General features: G+C 58.4%; 18 protein-coding genes. 16 read left to right on the forward strand and 2 right to left on the reverse strand.

Going from position 1 to position 20452, the window contains the following annotated elements; genetic code table 11:
• The first annotated feature begins 234 nt into the window (after window positions 1-234).
• From clpB to IV109_RS18420, 4 genes are all read left to right on the forward strand, one after another.
• Window positions 235-2835, forward strand: a complete 2601-nt coding sequence (clpB, locus tag IV109_RS18405) for an ATP-dependent chaperone ClpB (RefSeq protein WP_296700319.1) — start codon at window positions 235-237, stop codon at window positions 2833-2835.
• Between the two features lie 73 nt (window positions 2836-2908).
• Complete coding sequence (locus IV109_RS18410; protein WP_296700323.1) at window positions 2909-4111, forward strand: bacterial transcriptional activator domain-containing protein; 1203 nt, start codon at window positions 2909-2911, stop codon at window positions 4109-4111.
• 52 nt (window positions 4112-4163) lie between these two features.
• On the forward strand, window positions 4164-4748 hold the full coding sequence (locus IV109_RS18415) for a hypothetical protein (protein ID WP_366834255.1): 585 nt from the start codon (window positions 4164-4166) through the stop codon (window positions 4746-4748).
• Window positions 4749-4864: 116 nt separating this feature from the next.
• A complete protein-coding gene (locus IV109_RS18420) occupies window positions 4865-5365 on the forward strand; it encodes a PaaI family thioesterase (protein ID WP_296700332.1) in 501 nt (166 codons plus the stop codon).
• Window positions 5366-5417: 52 nt separating this feature from the next.
• Here IV109_RS18420 and IV109_RS18425 read toward each other — a convergent pair whose 3' ends face one another.
• Window positions 5418-6230: a helix-turn-helix transcriptional regulator gene (locus tag IV109_RS18425; protein WP_296700336.1), complete on the reverse strand. Its 813-nt coding sequence runs from the start codon at window positions 6228-6230 to the stop codon at window positions 5418-5420.
• 86 nt (window positions 6231-6316) lie between these two features.
• Here IV109_RS18425 and IV109_RS18430 point away from each other — a divergent pair, with 86 nt between their 5' ends.
• From IV109_RS18430 to IV109_RS18450, 5 genes are all read left to right on the forward strand, one after another.
• Window positions 6317-7543, forward strand: coding sequence for an MFS transporter (locus IV109_RS18430; RefSeq protein WP_296700341.1), 1227 nt, complete (start codon window positions 6317-6319; stop codon window positions 7541-7543).
• Between the two features lie 74 nt (window positions 7544-7617).
• Window positions 7618-8427 carry an SDR family oxidoreductase gene (locus tag IV109_RS18435; RefSeq protein ID WP_296700344.1) on the forward strand — a complete coding sequence of 270 codons (810 nt, stop codon included), beginning with the start codon at window positions 7618-7620 and terminating at the stop codon, window positions 8425-8427.
• A gap of 51 nt (window positions 8428-8478) precedes the next feature.
• The gene (locus tag IV109_RS18440; protein WP_296700347.1) at window positions 8479-9720 is read left to right on the forward strand and encodes a saccharopine dehydrogenase NADP-binding domain-containing protein; all 1242 of its coding nucleotides are present in this window, start codon (window positions 8479-8481) and stop codon (window positions 9718-9720) included.
• Entirely contained in the window at window positions 9717-11429 is a 1713-nt protein-coding gene (locus IV109_RS18445; RefSeq protein WP_296700349.1) for a thiamine pyrophosphate-binding protein, read from the forward strand. Before IV109_RS18440 ends, IV109_RS18445 begins: the two co-directional genes overlap by 4 nt.
• A gap of 114 nt (window positions 11430-11543) precedes the next feature.
• A complete protein-coding gene (locus IV109_RS18450) occupies window positions 11544-11990 on the forward strand; it encodes a hypothetical protein (RefSeq protein WP_296700353.1) in 447 nt (148 codons plus the stop codon).
• A 52-nt stretch (window positions 11991-12042) separates the two neighbouring features.
• Here IV109_RS18450 and IV109_RS18455 read toward each other — a convergent pair whose 3' ends face one another.
• Window positions 12043-12507, reverse strand: a complete 465-nt coding sequence (locus IV109_RS18455) for an SWIB/MDM2 domain-containing protein (protein ID WP_296700356.1) — start codon at window positions 12505-12507, stop codon at window positions 12043-12045.
• Between the two features lie 323 nt (window positions 12508-12830).
• On the opposite strand from IV109_RS18455, the gene rraA reads away from it, so the two are divergent.
• From rraA to infC, 7 genes are all read left to right on the forward strand, one after another.
• Window positions 12831-13352, forward strand: a complete 522-nt coding sequence (rraA, locus tag IV109_RS18460; protein ID WP_296700359.1) for a ribonuclease E activity regulator RraA — start codon at window positions 12831-12833, stop codon at window positions 13350-13352.
• 83 nt (window positions 13353-13435) lie between these two features.
• Entirely contained in the window at window positions 13436-14554 is a 1119-nt protein-coding gene (gene potA, locus IV109_RS18465; protein WP_296700389.1) for a polyamine ABC transporter ATP-binding protein, read from the forward strand.
• Window positions 14555-14563: 9 nt separating this feature from the next.
• Entirely contained in the window at window positions 14564-15490 is a 927-nt protein-coding gene (locus tag IV109_RS18470; protein ID WP_296700362.1) for an ABC transporter permease subunit, read from the forward strand.
• The gene (locus tag IV109_RS18475) at window positions 15487-16332 is read left to right on the forward strand and encodes an ABC transporter permease subunit (protein WP_296700365.1); all 846 of its coding nucleotides are present in this window, start codon (window positions 15487-15489) and stop codon (window positions 16330-16332) included. The genes IV109_RS18470 and IV109_RS18475 overlap by 4 nt, the downstream gene beginning before the upstream one ends.
• Before the next feature lie 269 nt (window positions 16333-16601).
• A complete protein-coding gene (aceA, locus tag IV109_RS18480) occupies window positions 16602-17921 on the forward strand; it encodes an isocitrate lyase (RefSeq protein WP_296700369.1) in 1320 nt (439 codons plus the stop codon).
• Between the two features lie 263 nt (window positions 17922-18184).
• Window positions 18185-20110: a threonine--tRNA ligase gene (gene thrS / locus IV109_RS18485; RefSeq protein WP_296700372.1), complete on the forward strand. Its 1926-nt coding sequence runs from the start codon at window positions 18185-18187 to the stop codon at window positions 20108-20110.
• Window positions 20111-20265: 155 nt separating this feature from the next.
• Window positions 20266-20452, forward strand: a 187-nt coding sequence (gene infC, locus IV109_RS18490; protein ID WP_296700375.1) for a translation initiation factor IF-3, incomplete at its 3' end; no start/stop codon positions are given.

Raw genomic sequence — 20452 nt, forward strand, 5'->3', positions numbered from 1 at the left:
TCCGCTTGGGTATCGACTGGTTGGATCCAAGGTTTGAAGCGGCTGGTGGAATGGGTATTGACATCCAATTGCCGGCGCACAAATTGAAGTTGTTTACGACCTTGGTGCCCATGAACATCCCCGAGCTGGGAGCTCATACTGCGCTTATCTTGACGAATGTCAACTCGCCAGCAGGGGTAAGCCCTTGAAAATCCTGAATCAGCATCAAGCTGCGAGGGAATTTAAAGGACTGTCATGCGAATCGAAAAACTCACGACCAAATTTCAAGAAGCCCTTGGCGAAGCTCAAACTCTGGCCTTGGGCAACGACAACCAGTACATCGAACCGACCCACGTGCTGGTGGCCATGCTGCGCCAGGATGACGGCCCGAAGGCCTTGCTGCAACGCGCCGGTGTGAATGTGCCCGGCTTGCTGGCGGCAGCCGAGGCCGCCATGAAGAAGCTGCCGCAAGTGCAGGGCCATGAGCAGGTGCAGGTGGGGCGCGACATGGTGACCTTGCTGCAGGCGGCCGAAAAAGAATCGATCAAGCGTGGTGACCAGTTTGTGGCTGGCGAGCTGTTTTTGCTGGCGCTGACTGACAGCAAACAGGACATCGGGCGTATCGTCAAGGAAAACGGCCTGACCCGCAAGAGCCTGGAAGCCGCCATTGACGCCGTGCGCGGTGGTCAGAACGTGGACAGCGCCGATGCTGAAGATCAGCGCGAGTCACTCAAGAAATACTGCATTGACCTGACCGAGCGCGCCCGCATGGGCAAGCTCGACCCGGTGATTGGCCGCGACGACGAAATCCGCCGTGCCATCCAGGTGCTGCAACGCCGCACCAAAAACAACCCGGTGCTGATTGGCGAGCCTGGCGTCGGCAAGACCGCCATTGTGGAAGGCTTGGCCCAGCGCATCGTCGCCGGTGAAGTGCCGGATTCGCTCAAGGGCAAACGCGTCTTGTCGCTGGACATGGCCTCGCTGTTGGCCGGCGCCAAGTTCCGCGGTGAGTTTGAAGAGCGCCTGAAAAACGTGCTCAAAGATTTGGCCAAGGACGAAGGCCAGACCATTGTGTTCATCGACGAGTTGCACACCATGGTGGGTGCCGGCAAGGCCGAAGGCGCGATGGATGCCGGCAATATGCTCAAGCCCGCCTTGGCCCGCGGCGAGCTGCATTGCGTGGGCGCCACCACGCTGGACGAATACCGCAAGTACATTGAAAAAGACGCCGCACTGGAGCGCCGTTTCCAGAAAATTCTGGTGGGCGAGCCCACGGTAGAGGCCACCATTGCGATTTTGCGTGGCCTGAAAGAGCGCTACGAGAAACACCACAACGTGGACATCACCGACCCCGCCATCGTGGCCGCGGCCGAGCTGAGCCACCGTTACATCACAGACCGCTTTTTGCCCGACAAGGCGATTGACCTGATCGACGAAGCGGCGTCCAAGGTCAAGATCGAGATGGATTCCAAGCCCGAGGTCATGGACAAGAAGGACCGGCGCCTGATCCAGCTGCAGATTGAGCGTGAAGCGGTGAAAAAAGAGAAGGACGAGGCCTCGCAAAAGCGCCTGGAACTGATCAACGACGAAATCACCGCGCTGCAAAAAGAGATTGCCGATCTGGACGAAATCTGGAAGGCCGAAAAAGCCAGCGCCTTGGGCAGCGGCCAGGTGCGTGAAGAGATCGACCAGCTCAAATTCCGAATTGAAGAGCTGACCCGCAAGGGCGATTTCAACAAAGTGGCCGAGTTGCAATACGGCAAGCTGCCCGAGTTGGAAAAACGCATGAAAGAGGCGCAGGCCAAAGAGGCCACGCGCGGCGAGGGCGCTGCACCGCGTCTGCTGCGCACGCAAGTGGGCGCCGAAGAAATCGCCGAAGTGGTGAGCCGTGCCACCGGTATTCCGGTCAGCAAAATGATGCAGGGCGAGCGCGACAAGCTGCTGCAGATGGAAGTGAAATTGCACCAGCGTGTGGTGGGGCAAAACGAAGCCATTGCTGCGGTGTCCAACGCCATTCGCCGCTCGCGTTCGGGCCTGAGTGACCCGAACCGCCCCACCGGCTCCTTTCTGTTCCTTGGCCCCACGGGCGTGGGCAAAACCGAGTTGTGCAAGGCTCTGGCCGGTTTCCTGTTTGACAGCGAGGATCACCTGATCCGCATCGACATGAGCGAGTTTATGGAGAAACATTCCGTGGCCCGCCTGATTGGCGCGCCTCCGGGTTATGTGGGTTACGAGGAAGGCGGTTATCTGACCGAAGCCGTGCGCCGCAAACCCTACAGCGTGCTGCTGCTGGACGAGGTGGAAAAAGCCCACCCGGATGTCTTTAACGTGCTGCTGCAGGTGCTGGACGATGGCCGTCTGACCGACGGCCAGGGCCGCACCGTGGACTTCAAGAACACCGTGATTGTGATGACCAGCAACATTGGCTCGCACCTGATCCAGAGCATGGTGGGCCAGGACAGCGAAGACATCAAGGACGCGGTGACCGGTGAGCTGAAGAACCACTTCCGCCCCGAGTTTTTGAACCGCATTGACGAGACTGTGGTGTTCCATGCGCTGGACGCGACCCACATCGCCGAGATTGCCGGCATCCAGATCCAGGTGCTGCAGGAGCGGTTGGCCAAGATGGAATTGACGCTCGAAGTGTCGCCGGCAGCTTTGGCCGAATTGGCCAAGGTGGGTTTCGACCCGGTGTTCGGCGCGCGGCCGCTCAAGCGTGCCATTCAGCAGCGCATTGAAAATCCGCTGTCCAAGCTGCTGTTGGAGGGCAAGTTTCTGCCGAAGGACATCATTCCGGTCGATGTGGACCCGATCCGCTCGCCCGGGCAGTTCAGCTTCGAGCGGGTGGTGCACTGATCGTTTGGCGCTGAGGCCGGGCTTAGCGTTAACTTCATGAAGGCCGAGTGATCGGGCTCTTGCGGAGGACGCGATGCCACGCCTTTTTTTCATCCGTCAGTGTGTCCTCGCGAGTCTGGTTTTTGCCTTGGTGGTGCCCATGCCTGCGAAAGCGCAGGCAAGCGGGTTTCCCATCCCGGTGCCGCCCTCTATCTTGACGGTTCCCTTGCTGCTGCTCCTGATCCCGCTTGGCCTGGAGTTATCCAAAACTGATGTGACACGGATTCGTGACTTTGAAGCGCGCGGCGATTGGGGCGGGGTCGTGGCGCTGGCCTCCCGGCGCCTGTCCGAACACCCGGGATCGTTGCGGTGGCATGAAATCCGTGGACGGGCTTTGCAAAGGCAGGGTCGTTGCGCGGATGCGATCCCCGATCTGCGCCTGGTCTTCGATACCCTGCTGGCACAGCCCGAGGTCCCTAAACAGTCCTCCTTCGATCTTGGCCTGGTATTGGGCCTGTGTGAGATGGCCTTATGGGACTTTCCTTCGGCAACGATGACGATGTCCCGGCTGAAAGTGCTTGCGCCAGAGCGCTGGGAGCCTGACTACAACCTGGGCGTGATTCGGACACTGCAAACTGATGTGGCCACGGTGACGCCGCCCGCGGATTCAACACTTCGTCCGATGGGCGATACGCGGCTGGTTATTGGCAACCGCATTCTTGTTTTGCCTCCCGGGAACTGGTTTCAGGTACCAAGCTCGCAGCATACGGTGCGGGGCAGCCAGATCCGTTGGGCGACATCCATGGTGACCGATACAACGATCATCACGGCGCCGGCTTTCTCGATGGACAAGGAAGGGCGGCTTGCTGCGGCAGTGGTCTTTTCAGCCAATCCGAAGCAATCCTTTGGTGCGTCCTGGTGGGTGGTGGACAAGCCTTGTGACGAGGACGGTGCTTTGTACATAGAGCGCTTTCGCAGCCCGCTGGACCGGCCCGAGTGCCTGACGGTGCGCATCGTGGACCCGGCTGCCGCCCTGACTTCGACGCACTTGCGGCCTGCGCTGCTGGCTGCGCAAGCCGCCAGCGCCAAGCTGCCTGCAGCAAGTTACGAGGTGCACTACGTCCGCTATGGGCTGGACTGGACGGTTGCAGCCAGCTGGCTGCTGCCGGTGCAGCGTGTGCCGGGCGACCTCGTCATCATTCAGTGGGCGCATGCGCTGGCCAATGGCCTGCGACCCATGGCGTCAGAACCTGCCGATCAAGTTGTTCCGGCGCCGTTGATGGGGCCACTACACTAGTATCTTCGCTATCGAAATTTAGTCGCCAGCCATGGAAATTTTTGTCCTGTCAATGTTGATCTCCGTTGGCTTTTACACGCTCAAATCCAGATACCAGAACCGGCGCATCGCCTTGTTGGGCAGGCATCTGGGAAAACATCAGATTGAAAAGCTGATGGAAAATCTGACCGAGGGCTACCTGCGCGCTTTGGGCGAGGCTGATCCACAACGACAGGCCCAAATCTGGAATCTCCTGGTCACGGCGGAAGCGGCTTTGTGTGAGCAGTTCAAGCGCTTTGTTGCCGAGTTCTCCGGCGCCAATGAGGCCGATACGCGCGTGAGCAAACTCGCCATGGCCGTTCCCTATGCCGATAGATTGTTCCCAGGCGCTACGTTTGACCTGCGCAAAGTTCTGAGTATTCACGCGCAGGGCATCAACCATGCTGTTCAAAATGCGGAGCATCGCAGTGCGAAAGACAAGGCCTACACGGTGTGCGCCGAACTGTTCCTGATGCAACACACCTGCCACTGGTTTTGTCGATCCAAAGCCGTCGCCTCGGCACGGCTGCTGGCGCGTCACCAGACATCGTATGAGCAGGTGCTGCAATCTGTGGCACCGGCTACCCGCCAGGCTTATGGCGCGCTGCTGGGGCGATGAGACCCGGGGGGTACCCCGGCGTGTCGCGGTGTGGACATGCGGCACCTCGGCATCACGCAAAGTCTCTATAGTGGGTGGTTTTAATCGGCTCCTTCGACGCCGAGTCCTCCAAGCCTATGACACAACATCTCCTCAACGCCAGTTTCGATGACATTTCCCCTGCGGCGGTTGACAACATTCCCGAAGGCTTTCGTCCGGTCAAGGTCGGCGGCGCCTTCATCGGACACAATGGACCGCTCTATGGCAAATGGACCGGCGAACGTTTGCTGCTGGGCTTTCGTGTGGAAGACCGGCACACCAACCCGCTCAAGATTTGCCATGGCGGCATGTTGGCCACCTTCGCTGACATGCTGATTCCGTGCGCGTCGATGTACCAGGCCGAGATCGAGCGTCGCTTCCTGCCCACGATCAGCCTGCAGGTGGACTACATGGGCGCCTCGCCCCTGGGCTCCTGGGTACAGGGCGAGGCCGATGTGTTGCGCACCACGCGCAACATGCTGTTTGGTCAGGGCGTGGTGACGTCGGACGGTCAGCCGGTCATGCGGGTGAGCGGCATTTTCAAGATGGGCCAACTCATTGGCGACGGCACCGGCTCCGATCCCCTGGGATTGAAATAAACGCTGCTGCTTGTTTTATGCTACTGAAAAAGTAGCATATTGCTCTTTATTTTCAGGGGCTAGAGCCCATTTTGTATTGAAAATGGCTGGGTGACTGGCCCATGGCCGATTTGAACATGGCAGAGAAAGCGCTGTCGCTGTTGTAGCCGCTGGCAGCGGCCACCTCGCTGATGGGGGTGCCCCGTGCCAGCATCGGCAGGGCGTGGGCCAGGATCGCTTGCTGGCGCCACTGCTGGTAGCTGGTGGCCAGTTCGGTGCGAAACAGCCGTGCCACGGTGCGTTCGCTGGCGCCGATGTCCACCGCCCATTCGGACAGCGTGGCGCGCTCGCCGGGCGCGCGCAGCACGGCCTCGCAGAGGGCGCGCAGCCGTTTGTCGCGGGGCAGCGGTACACCCAGCGCCTGAATGTCGGCATGACGGATTTCGTCCATGGTCAGTGCCATGAGCGCATCGTCCCGTGCGCCGGGCTGCGACACCTCCAGCGCGTGAATCAATTCGCGCATCAGCCGCGACACCACGAGTACCCGGCAGGCGTCCCAACCCAGTGGCGTCATGCTGGCATGCACGTCTACCGTGCGCAGTTCGGCGGCCTCCAGCACCGTCACCGTGTGCTGCACGCCGGGTGGTATCCATACGGCACGCGAGGGGGGAATGATGAAGGTGGTTTGCAGACTGCTTTGTGCGACCGTGACCTGCATGAGTCCGCGGGCGCAGTAGGTCAACTGGGTCCAGGGATGCCGGTGGGGCTCCACCTGCGCGTCCATCCCCAGCGAGCGGGCCCGGCTGCGCACCGGCCGGGCGACGCTGGGCGCGCGATCAGCGGTGTCATCGAAACGAACCGGTTTGAGCGTGTTTTGACGTTTCACGTTGGGCAGGAAGGGTTGGCAGATATTCGATGATTATTGTCTATTCGTCGCATTTCAGCAGAGACGGATGCCCGTACCATCTGGCCATGACCGCCACCACATACCATCCGCCTTTATCGGCCCCCCTCAAACAGGATGCCACCATCATTGGCCTGGTGGGCCTAGCCCACGCCAGTTCGCACTTCGCACACCTGTTGCTGCCCTTGATGTTCCCGGTGTTCATGAAGGAGTTTGGCCTGAGCTACTCGCAGTTGGGCTTGCTGATGACAGTCTTCTTTGTCGTGTCGGGCATCGGGCAGGCATCGGCCGGTTTTGTGGTGGACCGCCTGGGTGCTCGGCCTTTGTTGTTTGTGGCCCTGGGAATTTTTGTCGTGGCTTGTGCGGCGGCGTCCACGGTGACGGGGTACACCGGTTTGTTGCTGGTGGCCGCGCTGGCGGGTTTGGGCAATGCCACGTTTCACCCGGTGGACTTCACCATTTTGAATCAGCGTGTGTCGTCACCGCGCCTGGGCTACGCCTTCAGCGCCCATGGTTTGACCGGCAACCTGGGCTGGGCCGTGGCACCGGTTTTTTTCGCGTCGATCAGCAGCCTGTACAACTGGCGCACCGCGTATCTGGCAGCAGCGGCGATGTACCTGGGCATCTTGTTGCTGATGATTGTGCAGCGCGCTCACCTCAGCACCCAGGTGGTGGTGCGTGATGCCGATGTCCATGCGGAGCACGATATGGCGTTCATGAAGAAGCCGGTGGTGTGGTGGTGTTTTGGCTTTTTTCTGCTCTCCACCATGACCCTGGCCGTGGTGCAAAGTTTTTCTGTCTCGATTCTCAAGGCCATGCATGGCGTGAGCTTTGAAGCCGCTACGCTGACACTGACCGCTTATATGCTGTGTGGCGCGGTGGGCATGTTCGTGGGTGGCTTCATTGCAGCCCGTACAGGCAGCAGTGACCGTGTGGTGGCCATTTCGATGGGGGTGGCGGCGGTGTTGCTGGCTTTGTGCGGCACGGGGATTTTTGGCGCGCTGGGCACCATGGTTGTGCTGGCGGGTACGGGCTTCGCGGTAGGCATTGGCGGACCCTCGCGCGACATGATGATCAAGAAGGCCACACCCAAGGGCGCGACGGGTCGGGTGTACGGCATGGTCTATTCGGGGCTGGATGTGGGCTTTGCCATATCGCCTATTTTGTTTGGGGCCTTCATGGACCGGGGCTGGTACGGTGCCACATTGCTGGGCGCGGCGGCGGTGCTCTTGCTCAGTGTGGTTGCTGCATTGGGCGTGGGACACCGTACTGCGGGGCGCTTGTCTCACGCCTGACCCGAGCTGGCGCCCAGGCGCTACCCAAAGCACCGCTTCTATGCTTGAATAAGGGCTATCCCGAGGAGCCCCGTATGCCCGCGAAACAGTCGTATGCCCGCCCTGTTGCCTTGATCACCGGTGCCTCGTCAGGCATTGGTGAAGCTTTGGCCCATTGCTTTGCCGATGCAGGCCATGATCTGGTCCTGGTGGCGCGCAGCGCCGACAAGCTGAAGGCGCTGGCCTCCACGCTCAAGCAATCGCATGATATTCATGTCTGGGTCGAACCGACTGACCTGGCGGCCAGCCATGCTGCGGCCAAGCTGTTTGCATCGCTCAAGCGCAAGCAATGCCAGGTTGATGTACTGGTCAACTGCGCGGGGGTGCTGGAGCAAAATGCATTCAGCCGCATGACGCCGGCGCAGCATCAGCAAATCATTGACCTCAATATCTCTGGCCTGACCGCGATGCTGGCGCATTTTTTACCTCCCATGCTGACGCGGGGGGCCGGGCGCATTCTCAATGTGGCGTCGATCGCCGCCTTCCAACCCATTCCCTTGCTGGCCACCTATGCCGCCAGCAAGGCCTATGTGCTCTCCTTGAGCGAATCGCTGGCAGAAGAAACCAAGGACAGCGGCGTGACGGTGACGGCGCTATGCCCCGGCATCACCGCCACGCACATGCTGTCCGCTGCGAAGGATGCCAATGCCCAGTTGTCGCAAATCCCCGGGTTTCTGATTGCAGAGGTTGCCGATGTGGCCCGTCAGGGCTTTGAGGCCTGCATGAAAGGTGATGCAATTTGCGTTCCCGGTGTCTTCAACCAGGCCGCGATGATTGCCTCGCGCAGTACACCGAAGTGGCTGGTGCGCCGCATTGGTGGTTTGTTTGCGCGCAGGGCACTTTAAGAAAAATTTTGGACCATGGCCCTCGCCAAACAATCAGAGACGGATACCCGCATGTCTTCCAGAAAAGTTCAAAAAAAGTACGATGTGGTGTTGTACGGCGCCACCGGTTTTGTCGGGCGCCAGACAGCGGCCTATTTTGCCCAGCACGCATTGACACAGGGCCGCCCCGTGCGTTGGGCGCTGGCCGGGCGCAGCGCCGACAAGCTTGCTGCGATCAAGGCGTCATGCGGTGGTGGTGCCAGCAATGCCGGCATTGTGGTGGCCGATGCCCAGGACATCTCGGCGCTGGATGCACTGGCGCGTGACGCGGCCGTGGTGCTGAGCACCGCCGGCCCCTTTGCCCTGTACGGTAGCGAGTTGGTGGCGGCATGCGTCAGGCATGGCACCCACTACGTGGACATCACCGGCGAGACGCCCTGGGTGCACGAGATGATTCAACGCCATCACGCGCAAGCCGCCCGGGATGGCACACGCATCATTCCCTTCTGCGGCTTTGACTCGATCCCCTCCGATATCGGAACCTGGTTGCTGACACAGGCCATGCAGCAGCAGTTTGGTGAGCCCTGCCAGAGCGTGAAAGCCAGTTTCTCCGTGCGCGGTGGATTGAATGGCGGCACCCTGGCGTCGGTGCTCAACATCCTGGGCACAGGACAGGCGAAGGCCTTTGCCGATCCATTTCTATTGAACCCGCAGGGTGTGCGTCCAGCGAATCCGTCCAGGCACAAGGACCCGATAGTCCCCCACAACGACCGGGATTTCCGCGCCTGGCTGGCGCCGTTCTTCATGGGGCCGATCAATACGCGGGTGGTGCGCCGCAGTGCTGCCTTGCTGGCGTATGGCGACGATTTTGAGTACCAGGAATACCTGCGCATTGGCTCCGGCCTGCTGGCGGGTGCGGCCGCGACCAGTTTGAGCATGGGCATGGCCAGCTCTCAGTGGGCGCTGACACTGGGACCTGTTCGTGCCATGGCCAAGCGAATGGCGCCCAGCCCCGGCGAAGGGCCCTCCGAGCGCAGCATGGACAATGGCTCGTTTCGTTGCGAGTTGATCGGGAAAAGTGCCCAGGGGCATAAGGTGTTTGCCCGGATCGCCGATAAGGGCGATCCCGGCAACCGCGCAACGACCAAGATGGTTTGTGAATCGGCGCTCTGCCTGGCCTTGAATCAAAATGAATTGCCAGGTGGCAAAGGTTGGGGCGGCGTGCTGACCCCGGCCAGTGGCTTGGGCGAGGTGTTGGTTCAACGATTGCGCAACGCGGGTATGACACTGGAAGTACAAACAAAGACATCATGACTACAAAAATTGCAGGACATCTTCTCGTTGAATGCCTTGTGGCCCAAGGCGTAACCCACGCGTTTGGTGTGCCAGGAGAGAGCTATCTGGCAGTGCTGGACGGCTTTCACCTGCATCAGGACCAGATTCAGTTCATCATCAACCGCCAGGAGGGCGGTGCGGCCTTCATGGCCGAAGCGCACGGCAAGCTCACCGGGCGCCCGGGTGTATGTTTTGTGACCCGTGGGCCCGGTGCCACCAATGCTTCCATTGGGGTGCACACGGCGTTTCAGGACTCTACTCCCATGGTGCTGTTCGTGGGTGATGTGGCCAGCGACACGCGCGACCGCGAAGCTTTCCAGGAAGTGGACTTCCAGAGCTTTTTCGGACCCAGCACCAAAGGCTTTGCGAAACGAGTGGAGCGCATTGACGATGCGCGCCGTATTCCCGAGTATGTGGCACGTGCTTTTGCCACAGCCATGAATGGCCGACCAGGTCCCGTCGTGCTGGTTTTGCCCGAAGACATGTTGACCCAGGCGGTGGTGGCGGACGCGACGGGCGTGGTGCCGCAAGCACTCGCACGCGTTGCTGCGGTTGAGGCCTGGAGTGATCCCGGGTCTTTGCGCGATCTGCGCGAGATGCTATTGAAATCAGAGCGTCCGCTGGTCATTGCAGGCGGCGGCGGATGGACCGTGCAGGCGGCTCAGGCCCTGCAGCGTTTTGCCGAAAACTGGAAGTTGCCGGTGGGCAACGCGTTTCGCTTTCAGGACATCTTTGACAATCATCACCCGCTGTATGCCGGCGACGTGGGCATTGGCATCAACCCCAGGCTGGCAGCTCGCATCAGGCGTAGCGATCTGATTCTTGCCATTGGCCCGCGGCTGGGCGAGATGACCACCGGGGGCTACACGTTGCTCGATGCGCCCAAGCCGAAGCAAAAGCTGGTGCACATCCACGCCAGCGCGGAGGAACTCAATCGGGTTTACCAGGCGGACCTGGCCATCAACGCCACGATGAACGCGGCGGCCCGTTCGCTGGAGGTGTTGTCGGCGCCGGTGTCGGTTGCCTGGGAAGCCTGGGCGCAGGAATGCCACGCGGACTACCTGTCCAACCTGGAGCCGCAGAAGCTACCCGGTGACATTGACATGCCCGCAATTGTGGCGACGCTGCAAAAGTATTTGCCCGATGATGCAGTGCTCACCAATGGAGCGGGCAACTTCGCCAGCTGGATGCACCGGTTCTACAAGCACCATGGCCTGGTCAAGGGCTTCAAGACGCAACTTGCGCCCACCAATGGCGCCATGGGCTATGGTGTGCCTGCAGGCATTGCAGCTGCCATCGCCACCGGGCGCACGGTGTTCACGATTGCTGGTGACGGCGACTTTTTGATGAATGGACAAGAGCTTGCCACCGCCGTGCAATATGGCGCCAAGACCATTGTTCTGCTGTTGAATAACGGCATGTACGGCACCATCCGCATGCACCAGGAGCGCGAGTATCCACAACATGTCACCGGCACGCAGCTGAAAAACCCCGACTTTGCAGCGCTGGCGCGTGCCTACGGCTTTGCCGGTGTGCGCATCACGGCAACCGCGCAGTTTGAAGCGGAGTTGCTGGCTGCACTGGCTCGACCCGAGGGAACGCTGATAGAAGTCATTCTGGACCCCGAGGTGATTTCTACACGCGGCACTCTGTCTGCCATCACACAGACCGCGCTCAACAAGGCATGAAAAAATGCCGTTGGACGCGCCTGCTTGACCTGTCCTCACAAATCTTTACTTTTTAGAAGTCATCGCAGGCGCGCTTTGAGCGTTGTGAAGACTGATCTACTTTGAAAGATATTGATGAAGAAACTTGCCAGCCTGGCTCTGCTCGCTGTTGTTTGCTCAACGGGTTCTGTCTATGCGCAAACCAATGTGGGTGTCTCGATTGGCATCAATCAGCCCGGAGTCTATGGGCGCATCGACATTGGTAACTATCCGCAACCCGTACTCGTGTATCCGCAACCGGTGATCATTGCACCGGCGCCCGTTGCCGTATATCGCCAGCCCATTTACCTCTATGTGCCACCGGGCCATCAGAAGAAGTGGAGCAAGCATTGTGCGCGTTACAACGCGTGCGGACAGCCGGTCTATTTTGTGCAGGAACAATGGGTGAAAGAGCGCTATGCGCATGAGCATCCAGGCTGGCGCGGTGGCCGGGGGGGACGCCATGAGGAACGCGGACATGGGCGTGAACGGGATGATCGTCGTGACGAGGGCAATCGCCGCGATCACGATAAGCACCGATAAACCAAAAAAAGGCCGACGTCAGTCGGCCTTTTTAGTATTCAGCAGGTGCTGATTACTTGAGGTGCTTGCCGATCAGGCCAGCCATCTCGAACATGGACACCTGCATCTTGCCGAAGATTTCCTTCAGCTTGGCGTCGGCGTTGATCATGCGCTTGTTGACTGCGTCTTGCAGCTTGTTCTTCTTGATGTAAGCCCACAGCTTGCTCACCACTTCAGTGCGTGGCAGGGGGGTTGCACCCACAACCGCGGCCAGAGCGGCGCTAGGCGTCAAGGCCTTCATGAACGCAGCGTTGGCGGTCCGCTTTTTGGCGGGCGCTTTCTTTGCAGCTACTTTTTTCGCTGGAGCGGCTTTCTTGGCGGGCGCAGCTTTTTTAGCTGGTGCTGCCTTCTTGGCCGGTGCTTTTGCTGCTACTTTCTTGGCTGGCGCTGCCTTCTTTGCAGGAGCCGCCTTCTTTGCCGGTGCTGCTTTTTTTGCGGGTGCAGCTTTCTTTGCCGGTGCTTTCTTTGCAGTTGCCATGATTTATTGTCCTTCTAGAAGTTGATTAATCACCAGCAAAAAACTGCTTCTTCACTGGCAAAGCGGATGCTACTGGAGAATTTGTGTGTTTCCAAGGGAAAAAGTGTTTTTTTCATTGGGGCGTGTTGTTTTTTCATTGGGAAAATTGCTGGCTTTCTCCTCTGAAAACCGAACCTGGCCGGTTCGAGTGCTCCCAAAGTGTTCACGCAGTGCAGCAGGTGCGGGTATTAACACCGCGCCAGCACACGCTATTTCGTGAGTTTTCCCTCGGGTGCCCCACGCGCAAGGCTCTACAATTTTGGATTCAAAAGGAATACTGGACCATGAACCCATCATTTGCCACCTGTGACTTGTGCGATGCCCACAAAAACGATTCCTCAGGCAACTTCAGAGTTTTACCACCTGTATTTCGTGACTATGGTGCCGCACGCAAATTTGCCGGTCCAGTCGTGACTGTCAAATGTTTTGAAGACAATTCACTGGTCAAAGCTGCGGTGGATTCCGTAGGCTTTGAAGAGACGCCATCGGGTCGTGTGGGCAAAGTGCTGGTGGTCGATGGCGGCGCCTCGTTGCGTCGAGCCCTGCTGGGGGGCAATCTGGGCGCAGCAGCCGCCCGCAACGGCTGGGCTGGCCTCGTCATTGATGGCTGCGTGCGCGATGTCGCCGAACTGGCGCTGCTGGACGTCGGCATCCGTGCACTGGCCAGCATGCCGCTGCCCACGGAAAAGCGCAACGAAGGTCAAAAAGATGTTCCAGTCCAGATACAGGGTGTCTGGGTTCGCCCCGGCGATTGGCTGTATGCGGACGAGGACGGCATTGTGCTGAGCGCGCAAGGCCTGAACTGAACGCGATCGAATTTCAGGAGAGTGAATTGGGCAATGCGTTAGAAGAACGGGTCGGGGACAAGCCGCAGGAAGAGGGGGGGCATCTGCGTGTCGAACCGTTTTTGCAGATCCGGCATGTGGTGAAGCAGTTCGATGGCGTGATGGCCGTGAACGATCTTTCCCTGGACATTGAGCAGGGCGAGATCTTTGCACTGCTCGGTTCCTCGGGGTGTGGCAAGTCCACGCTGCTGCGCATGCTGGCCGGGTTTGAGGTGCCAACCTCCGGGCAAATCATGCTTGGCGGGCGTGATATTGCGGGGCTTGCGCCCTATGCGCGGCCCATCAACATGATGTTCCAGAGCTATGCGCTGTTTCCCCACCTGAGCGTCTGGGACAACATTGCGTTTGGTCTGCGCCGGGATCATCTGCCCAAAGTCGAGATTGAGGCGCGCGTGGATCAGATGCTTGAACTGGTTCAGCTCAAACCGTATGCCAAACGCAAGCCGCACCAGCTGTCGGGCGGGCAACAACAACGGGTCGCGCTGGCGCGCAGTCTTGCCAAACGCCCTCAACTGCTTTTGCTGGATGAACCGCTGGCTGCGTTGGATGCCAAGCTGCGCAAGCGGACCCAGCTGGAGTTGGTGGACATCATCGAACAGGTCGGCGTGACCTGCGTCATGGTCACCCACGATCAGGAAGAGGCCATGACCATGGCCACGCGCATCGGCGTGATGAACGACGGAAAGATTTTGCAGGTTGGAAAGCCGCCCGAAATTTATGAGACCCCGAACTGTCTGTTCGTGGCGGACTTCATTGGAAACGTCAACCTCTTCGCTGGCACGGTTTCTGTCGATGAACCCGATCATGTTGTGATTGTGTCGTCCGAATGCCGGCATTACGTCAGCCACGGCATCACCGGGACCCGGGGCATGGCGGTGCACGTTGCGGTGCGTCCGGAGAAGATGTGCATCCAGCACGAGGCACCACGCGCTGAGCAGCTGGAGTCGCAGCAGCAAGTCGGATTCAACTTCGTGCGTGGCGTCATCAAGGATCTTGCCTATCTGGGCAGTCTGACCATGTACCACGTACAGGTGGATGGTGGGAACACCATCGTCAAGGTGACGCACACCAATGACGCCCGCCACGATGATGTTCAGCTGACATGGGGCGATCACGTCCACGTGTGGTGGTATGGCAGTGATGTCGTTGTTCTGACAAGGTAGAGGCGCCCCATGACTGTGTCTGCTTCGTCCGCTCCTGCGCAGAACCACCGGTTCGCCGCATTCTGGGGGCGTTGGGCTTTGATTGGCTTGCCCATGGCGTTTTTGCTGGTCTTCTTTCTGGTGCCATTTCTGGTCGTTTTCAAAATCAGCGTGTCTGAAATGGACAACGTGGTTTTCAAGGACCTCTTTGTCTGGATTGATGGTGTTTTCCACCTCAACATCAATCTCGGCAACTATCTTTTGATTGCGAAAGATGATCTCTACCTTGAGACCTACCTCAGTTCACTGAAGTTCGCGGGGCTGACGACGGTGATCTGCCTGCTCATCGCGTACCCCTTTGCTTACTTCATGGCTCGCAGTGCGGCAGATAGACGACCCGCCTTGCTGATGCTGGTCATGCTGCCGTTCTGGACATCGTTTTTGCTGCGGGTGTATGCATGGAAGATGCTGTTGGCCGACAACGGCGTGTTCAACAACCTGGCCATCTGGGCGGGGATGATTTCAGAGCCGATCAAGATGATGAACACACCTTTCTCCCTGGTGTTGGGCATGGTGTACACCTACCTGCCGTTCATGATTCTTCCCCTTTACGCCAATCTCGAAAAGATGGATTTGCGCTTGCTGGAGGCCGCGCAAGATCTTGGCGCCACACCGTGGCAGGCGTTCTGGCGCATCACGGTGCCACTGTCCAGGCGCGGCATCATCGCCGGATCGATGCTGGTGTTTATTCCCTGCGTTGGCGAGTTTGTCATTCCTGAATTGCTGGGCGGCCCTCAGACCCTGATGATTGGCCGCGTTCTGTGGGACGAGTTTTTCAGCAACAACGACTGGCCCATGGCGGCCACGGTCGCGGTGGTGATGGTGCTGCTGATCATTGTTCCACTGGCGCTTTTCAACAAGCACCATGCCGACAGCGCGGCGGGAGCACGCGCATGAAATTCAACGCCGGTCGAATGACTTCGCGCGTGTGGTTGGGTGCTGTGTTTGCGTTTCTCTACCTGCCCATCCTGACCCTGATCGTGCTGAGTTTCAACGACAGTGCCATGGTTACAAGCTGGGGAGGGTGGTCCCTGCGCTGGTATGAAGGACTGGCCGAAGACGTCGAGATCATCAATGGCTTCAAGTTGTCCCTGCAGATTGCGTTTTTGACGGCATGTGCCTCGGTGATTCTCGGTACGCTGGCTGCGCTGGCGCTGACGCGCTTCAAACGTTTCCACGGTCGTACCTTCTTCGTTGGCATGCTCAGTTCGCCGCTGGTCATGCCAGAGGTCATCATTGGCCTGTCTTTGTTGCTGATGCTGGTGTCTGTGCAGCGAACGCTGGGTTTCCCGGACCGGGGGCTGATGACGATTCTGTTTGGCCATGCCTTGCTCGGCATGGCTTATGCCACGGTGGTGGTGCAATCGCGTCTTCAGGAGATGAATCCACAGCTTGAAGAGGCGGCGCAGGATTTGGGCTGTCGTCCCTGGCAGGTGTTCTTTCTGGTGACCCTGCCCTTGATCGCGCAGGCCATCGGATCGGCGTTCCTCTTGACCTTCACCCTGTCGCTGGACGATGTGGTGCTCTCAGCATTTCTCTCGGGACCAGGCTCCACCACCATGCCGATTGTGATTTTCAGTCGTGCGCGCCTGGGCTTGAGCCCCAGTGTCAACACCGTTGCGACATTGACGGTAGCCGTTGTCAGCCTGGGGGTGATCGTTGCCAGCGTCTGGATGGCGCGGGCGCAACGCAGGCGCACGCAAGAGATGGCGCGCGCGTTCCGCGAGCATGACGCCTAGCCACTGTTGTGCTGTCATATTGCGAAATTATTTATTCACAATATGAAAAATTGATTTGCCGCATCGCATCATTTTTTCTCATTGTGGGGAATTTAATTTTATATTGTGAATTATTGGATGTAACTCCTTGATTTATATGAAATTAAATTAAGTCTTCTATAAGACATAAGATTGAAAATAACTCTTATAGAAGACTTAGAATTAACCCCAGGCACCGGACTTTATGTGTGACCTGTGCAGACTTTCTATTCAACCCAAGGAGTGATCTCATGCCGAAAACCATCACCGAACAACTGAGCCGCGAGCAACAAATCGCCGCTCTCGAAAAAGACTGGGCGACCAACCCTCGCTGGAAGGGCATCAAGCGCGGTTACACCGCCGCTGACGTCGTTCGTTTGCGTGGTTCTTTCCAGGTCGAGCACACTCTGGCCCGCCGCGGTGCCGAGAAGCTGTGGGAACTGGTGAACAACGAGCCCTACGTCAACTGCCTGGGCGCATTGACCGGTGGTCAGGCCATGCAGCAAGTCAAGGCTGGCATCAAGGCCATCTACCTGTCCGGCTGGCAAGTCGCTGCCGACAACAACGAATATTCCGCCATGTACCCTGACCAGTCCCTGTACCCAGTGGACTCGGTGCCAAAGGTCGTTGAGCGCATCAACAATGCCTTCACACGTGCAGACGAAATCCAGTGGTCCAAAGGCGTTGGCCCTGGCGACAAGGGCTATGTGGACTACCACGCGCCTATCGTGGCCGATGCTGAAGCCGGTTTCGGTGGTGTTTTGAACGCCTACGAACTGATGAAGGCCATGATCCGCGCGGGTGCTGGTGGTGTTCACTTTGAAGACCAGTTGGCTTCCGTGAAGAAATGCGGCCACATGGGTGGCAAGGTGCTGGTTCCCACCACCGAAGCTTGCCAGAAGCTGATCGCTGCCCGTATGGCTGCCGACGTGTACGGCGTGCCTACCCTGGTGATCGCCCGCACTGATGCGGAAGCCGCTGACCTGTTGACCAGCGACTACGACGAAAACGACAAGCCATTCCTGACCGGTGAGCGCACCGCTGAAGGTTTCTACAAAACCAAGAAGGGCATGGACCAAGCCATCTCCCGCGCCGTGGCCTACGCTGAGTATGCTGACCTGGTGTGGTGCGAAACCGGTACGCCTGATCTGGAATTTGCCAAGAAGTTTGCTGACGCAGTTCACGCCAAGCACCCCGGCAAGATGTTGGCCTACAACTGCTCGCCTTCCTTCAACTGGAAGAAGAACCTGGACGATGCCACCATTGCCAAGTTCCAGAAAGAACTCGGCGCCATGGGTTACAAGTACCAGTTCATCACGCTGGCTGGTATCCACAACATGTGGTACCACATGTTCGACTTGGCGCAAGACTACGTCAAGCGCGGCATGTCTGCCTACGTTGAGAAGGTGCAAGAACCTGAATTCGCGGCCCGCGACCGTGGCTACACCTTCGTGTCGCACCAGCAGGAAGTCGGCACCGGTTACTTCGACGAAGTGACCACTGTGATTCAAGGCGGCAAGTCCAGCGTGACCGCGCTGACCGGCTCCACTGAAGAAGAGCAGTTCCACTAATCAGCGCTGCTGATTCAAAAGGGCCTGTGACATCCAGCAATGGGTGGCACAGGCCCTTTTTTTGTTAAACTCAGGGCTCAACCCTGCAACAAGAGCGAGAAAGGCAATCTGGTTATGACACCGCGAACTACACGGGCGACATTTACAGGCGAATAGGCCGCAAGTCCGCGCGCCTTGTGCGCAGTCAGCTACCAAATTAATAGTAAAGCGCGGACTTCTCCGCGCTTTTTGCTTTTCCACATTTCTCTTTTCCGGTACACACCATGATCCACATTACGCTTCCCGATGGTTCTCAACGCGAATTTCCTGGCCCGGTCACCGTGGCCGATGTGGCTGCTTCGATAGGCGCGGGTCTGGCCAAGGCGGCATTGGCGGGCAAAGTGGACGGCAAAGTCGTGGACACCAGCTTTCAGATGACAGCCGACAGCGCGTTGTCCATCATCACCGCCAAGGATGCCGATGGCCTGGAAGTCATTCGTCACTCTACGGCTCATTTGTTGGCGTATGCGGTGAAAGAGTTGTTCCCTGATGCCCAGGTCACCATCGGGCCGGTGATTGAGCACGGGTTCTTTTACGACTTCTCGTACAAGCGCCCCTTCACGCTGGAAGATTTGATCGCCATCGAGAAGAAGATGAGTGCGCTCGCTGCGCTTGACGAGCCTGTCGTGCGCCGGGTATTGCCTCGTGACGAAGCTGTAACGTATTTCAAAAGCCTGGGCGAGCACTACAAGGCGGAGATCATAGCCAGTATTCCGGCCAACGAAGACGTTTCGTTGTACCGCGAAGGCAAGTTCGAAGATTTGTGCCGCGGCCCCCACGTGCCGAGCACCGGCAAGCTTAAACACTTCAAGCTGATGAAACTGGCCGGGGCCTACTGGCGCGGCGATCACAAGAATGAAATGCTGCAGCGTATCTACGGCACGGCTTGGGCCACCAAGGACGAATTGCAGCAGCACCTGACGATGCTTGAAGAAGCCGAGAAGCGCGACCACCGCAAGCTCGGCCGCGAACTCGACCTGTTCCACATTGACGACCATGCGCCTGGTCTGGTGTTCTGGCATCCCAAGGGTTGGACTCTTTGGCAGGGCGTTGAGCAATACATGCGCCAGGTCTACCGTGACAACGGTTATCAAGAGGTCAAAGGCCCTCAGGTCATCGACAAAACCTTGTGGGAGAAAACCGGTCACTGGGACAAGTACCGCGAGAACATGTTCACGACCGAGTCGGAGAAGCGCGAATATGCCTTGAAACCGATGAACTGTCCGGGCCATATCCTGATTTTCAAGCAGGGTATCAAGAGTTACCGTGATTTGCCCTTGCGCTACGGTGAGTTTGGTCAATGCCACCGCAACGAGCCTTCGGGTGGCTTGCACGGCATCATGCGCGTGCGCGGCTTCACGCAGGACGATGGGCACATTTTCTGCACCGAAGATCAGATTTTGCAGGAATGTGTCGATTACACGGCCCTGCTGCAGAAGGTCTATACCGACTTTGGTTTCAAGAACATCATCTACAAGATCGCGACCCGCCCGGCGCAGCGCATTGGCTCGGATGAAATCTGGGACAAGGCCGAGGCTGCGCTGGTGGAAAGCCTGAAAGCTTCTGGCTGCGAGTTCGAAATTTCCCCGGGCGAAGGCGCGTTTTATGGCCCCAAGATCGAATACACGCTGAAGGACGCCATTGGCCGGCAATGGCAGTGCGGCACCATTCAGGTCGACTTCTCAATGCCTGAACGACTGGATGCCGAGTATGTGGGTGAGGATGGCGCCCGTCATCGTCCGGTGATGCTGCACCGGGCGATCGTAGGCAGTCTGGAGCGTTTCATTGGTATTTTGATCGAGGAAAGCGCCGGCGCCTTGCCCGCATGGCTCGCGCCGGTGCAGGTGGCGGTGCTCAATATCACCGATGCGCAGGCCGATTATTGTCGTGAAATAGTCGAAAAATTGAAGAAATCTGTGCCAAATCAAGAGCTTAGGGTGATCACGGATCTGCGCAATGAGAAAATAACGTATAAAATACGGGAGCATTCAATGCAGAAGCTGCCTTATATCCTTGTCGTAGGCGATAAGGAGAAAGCTGCTGGTACCGTTGCAGTGCGCGCCCGGGGTGGTCAAGACCTCGGTGTAATGTCCCTTGATGCATTCGTGCAAAAAATTGCAAGCGACCTTACGCACAAGTCTGTTGTCTAAGCTGATATCAAGCCAGATTGCAGTTTGTCTGCGTGTGCAGGGCGGTTTTAGCTACGATTTTCGTAGCGAGATTTATGAAGGATTGAGCCATCGCTACTGAATTTCGTGACCGCCGTCACCGCGAAGAACGCAAACATCGTCTAAACCGGGAAATCATGGCTCCGGAAGTCCGACTCTCCGGAGTTGAAAACGAGCCCTTGGGTGTCGTGAGCCTGATGGAGGCCCTGCGCATGGCCGGTGATTTGGACGTGGATCTTGTCGAGATTTCGGCCACGGCGGTTCCGCCGGTGTGTCGCTTGATGGACTACGGCAAGTTCAAGTACCAGGAGCAGAAGAAGGCGG

The organism is Rhodoferax sp., assembly GCF_018780565.1.
Classification (GTDB): Bacteria; Pseudomonadota; Gammaproteobacteria; order Burkholderiales; family Burkholderiaceae_C; genus Rhodoferax.

Excerpts from the sequence above, each read along its gene's own strand:
- IV109_RS18420 (WP_296700332.1), top strand. The coding sequence starts at position 4,865 with ATGACACAACATCTCCTCAACGCCAGTTTCGATGACATTTCCCCTGCG.
- IV109_RS18455 (WP_296700356.1), bottom strand. The coding sequence starts at position 12,507 with ATGGCAACTGCAAAGAAAGCACCGGCAAAGAAAGCTGCACCCGCAAAA.
- aceA (WP_296700369.1), top strand. The coding sequence starts at position 16,602 with ATGCCGAAAACCATCACCGAACAACTGAGCCGCGAGCAACAAATCGCC.
- IV109_RS18430 (WP_296700341.1), top strand. The coding sequence starts at position 6,317 with ATGACCGCCACCACATACCATCCGCCTTTATCGGCCCCCCTCAAACAG.
- rraA (WP_296700359.1), top strand. The coding sequence starts at position 12,831 with ATGAACCCATCATTTGCCACCTGTGACTTGTGCGATGCCCACAAAAAC.
- IV109_RS18435 (WP_296700344.1), top strand. The coding sequence starts at position 7,618 with ATGCCCGCGAAACAGTCGTATGCCCGCCCTGTTGCCTTGATCACCGGT.
- IV109_RS18445 (WP_296700349.1), top strand. The coding sequence starts at position 9,717 with ATGACTACAAAAATTGCAGGACATCTTCTCGTTGAATGCCTTGTGGCC.
- clpB (WP_296700319.1), top strand. The coding sequence starts at position 235 with ATGCGAATCGAAAAACTCACGACCAAATTTCAAGAAGCCCTTGGCGAA.
- IV109_RS18450 (WP_296700353.1), top strand. The coding sequence starts at position 11,544 with ATGAAGAAACTTGCCAGCCTGGCTCTGCTCGCTGTTGTTTGCTCAACG.
- IV109_RS18415 (WP_366834255.1), top strand. The coding sequence starts at position 4,164 with ATGTTGATCTCCGTTGGCTTTTACACGCTCAAATCCAGATACCAGAAC.
- IV109_RS18410 (WP_296700323.1), top strand. The coding sequence starts at position 2,909 with ATGCCACGCCTTTTTTTCATCCGTCAGTGTGTCCTCGCGAGTCTGGTT.
- IV109_RS18440 (WP_296700347.1), top strand. The coding sequence starts at position 8,479 with ATGTCTTCCAGAAAAGTTCAAAAAAAGTACGATGTGGTGTTGTACGGC.
- thrS (WP_296700372.1), top strand. The coding sequence starts at position 18,185 with ATGATCCACATTACGCTTCCCGATGGTTCTCAACGCGAATTTCCTGGC.
- IV109_RS18475 (WP_296700365.1), top strand. The coding sequence starts at position 15,487 with ATGAAATTCAACGCCGGTCGAATGACTTCGCGCGTGTGGTTGGGTGCT.
- IV109_RS18470 (WP_296700362.1), top strand. The coding sequence starts at position 14,564 with ATGACTGTGTCTGCTTCGTCCGCTCCTGCGCAGAACCACCGGTTCGCC.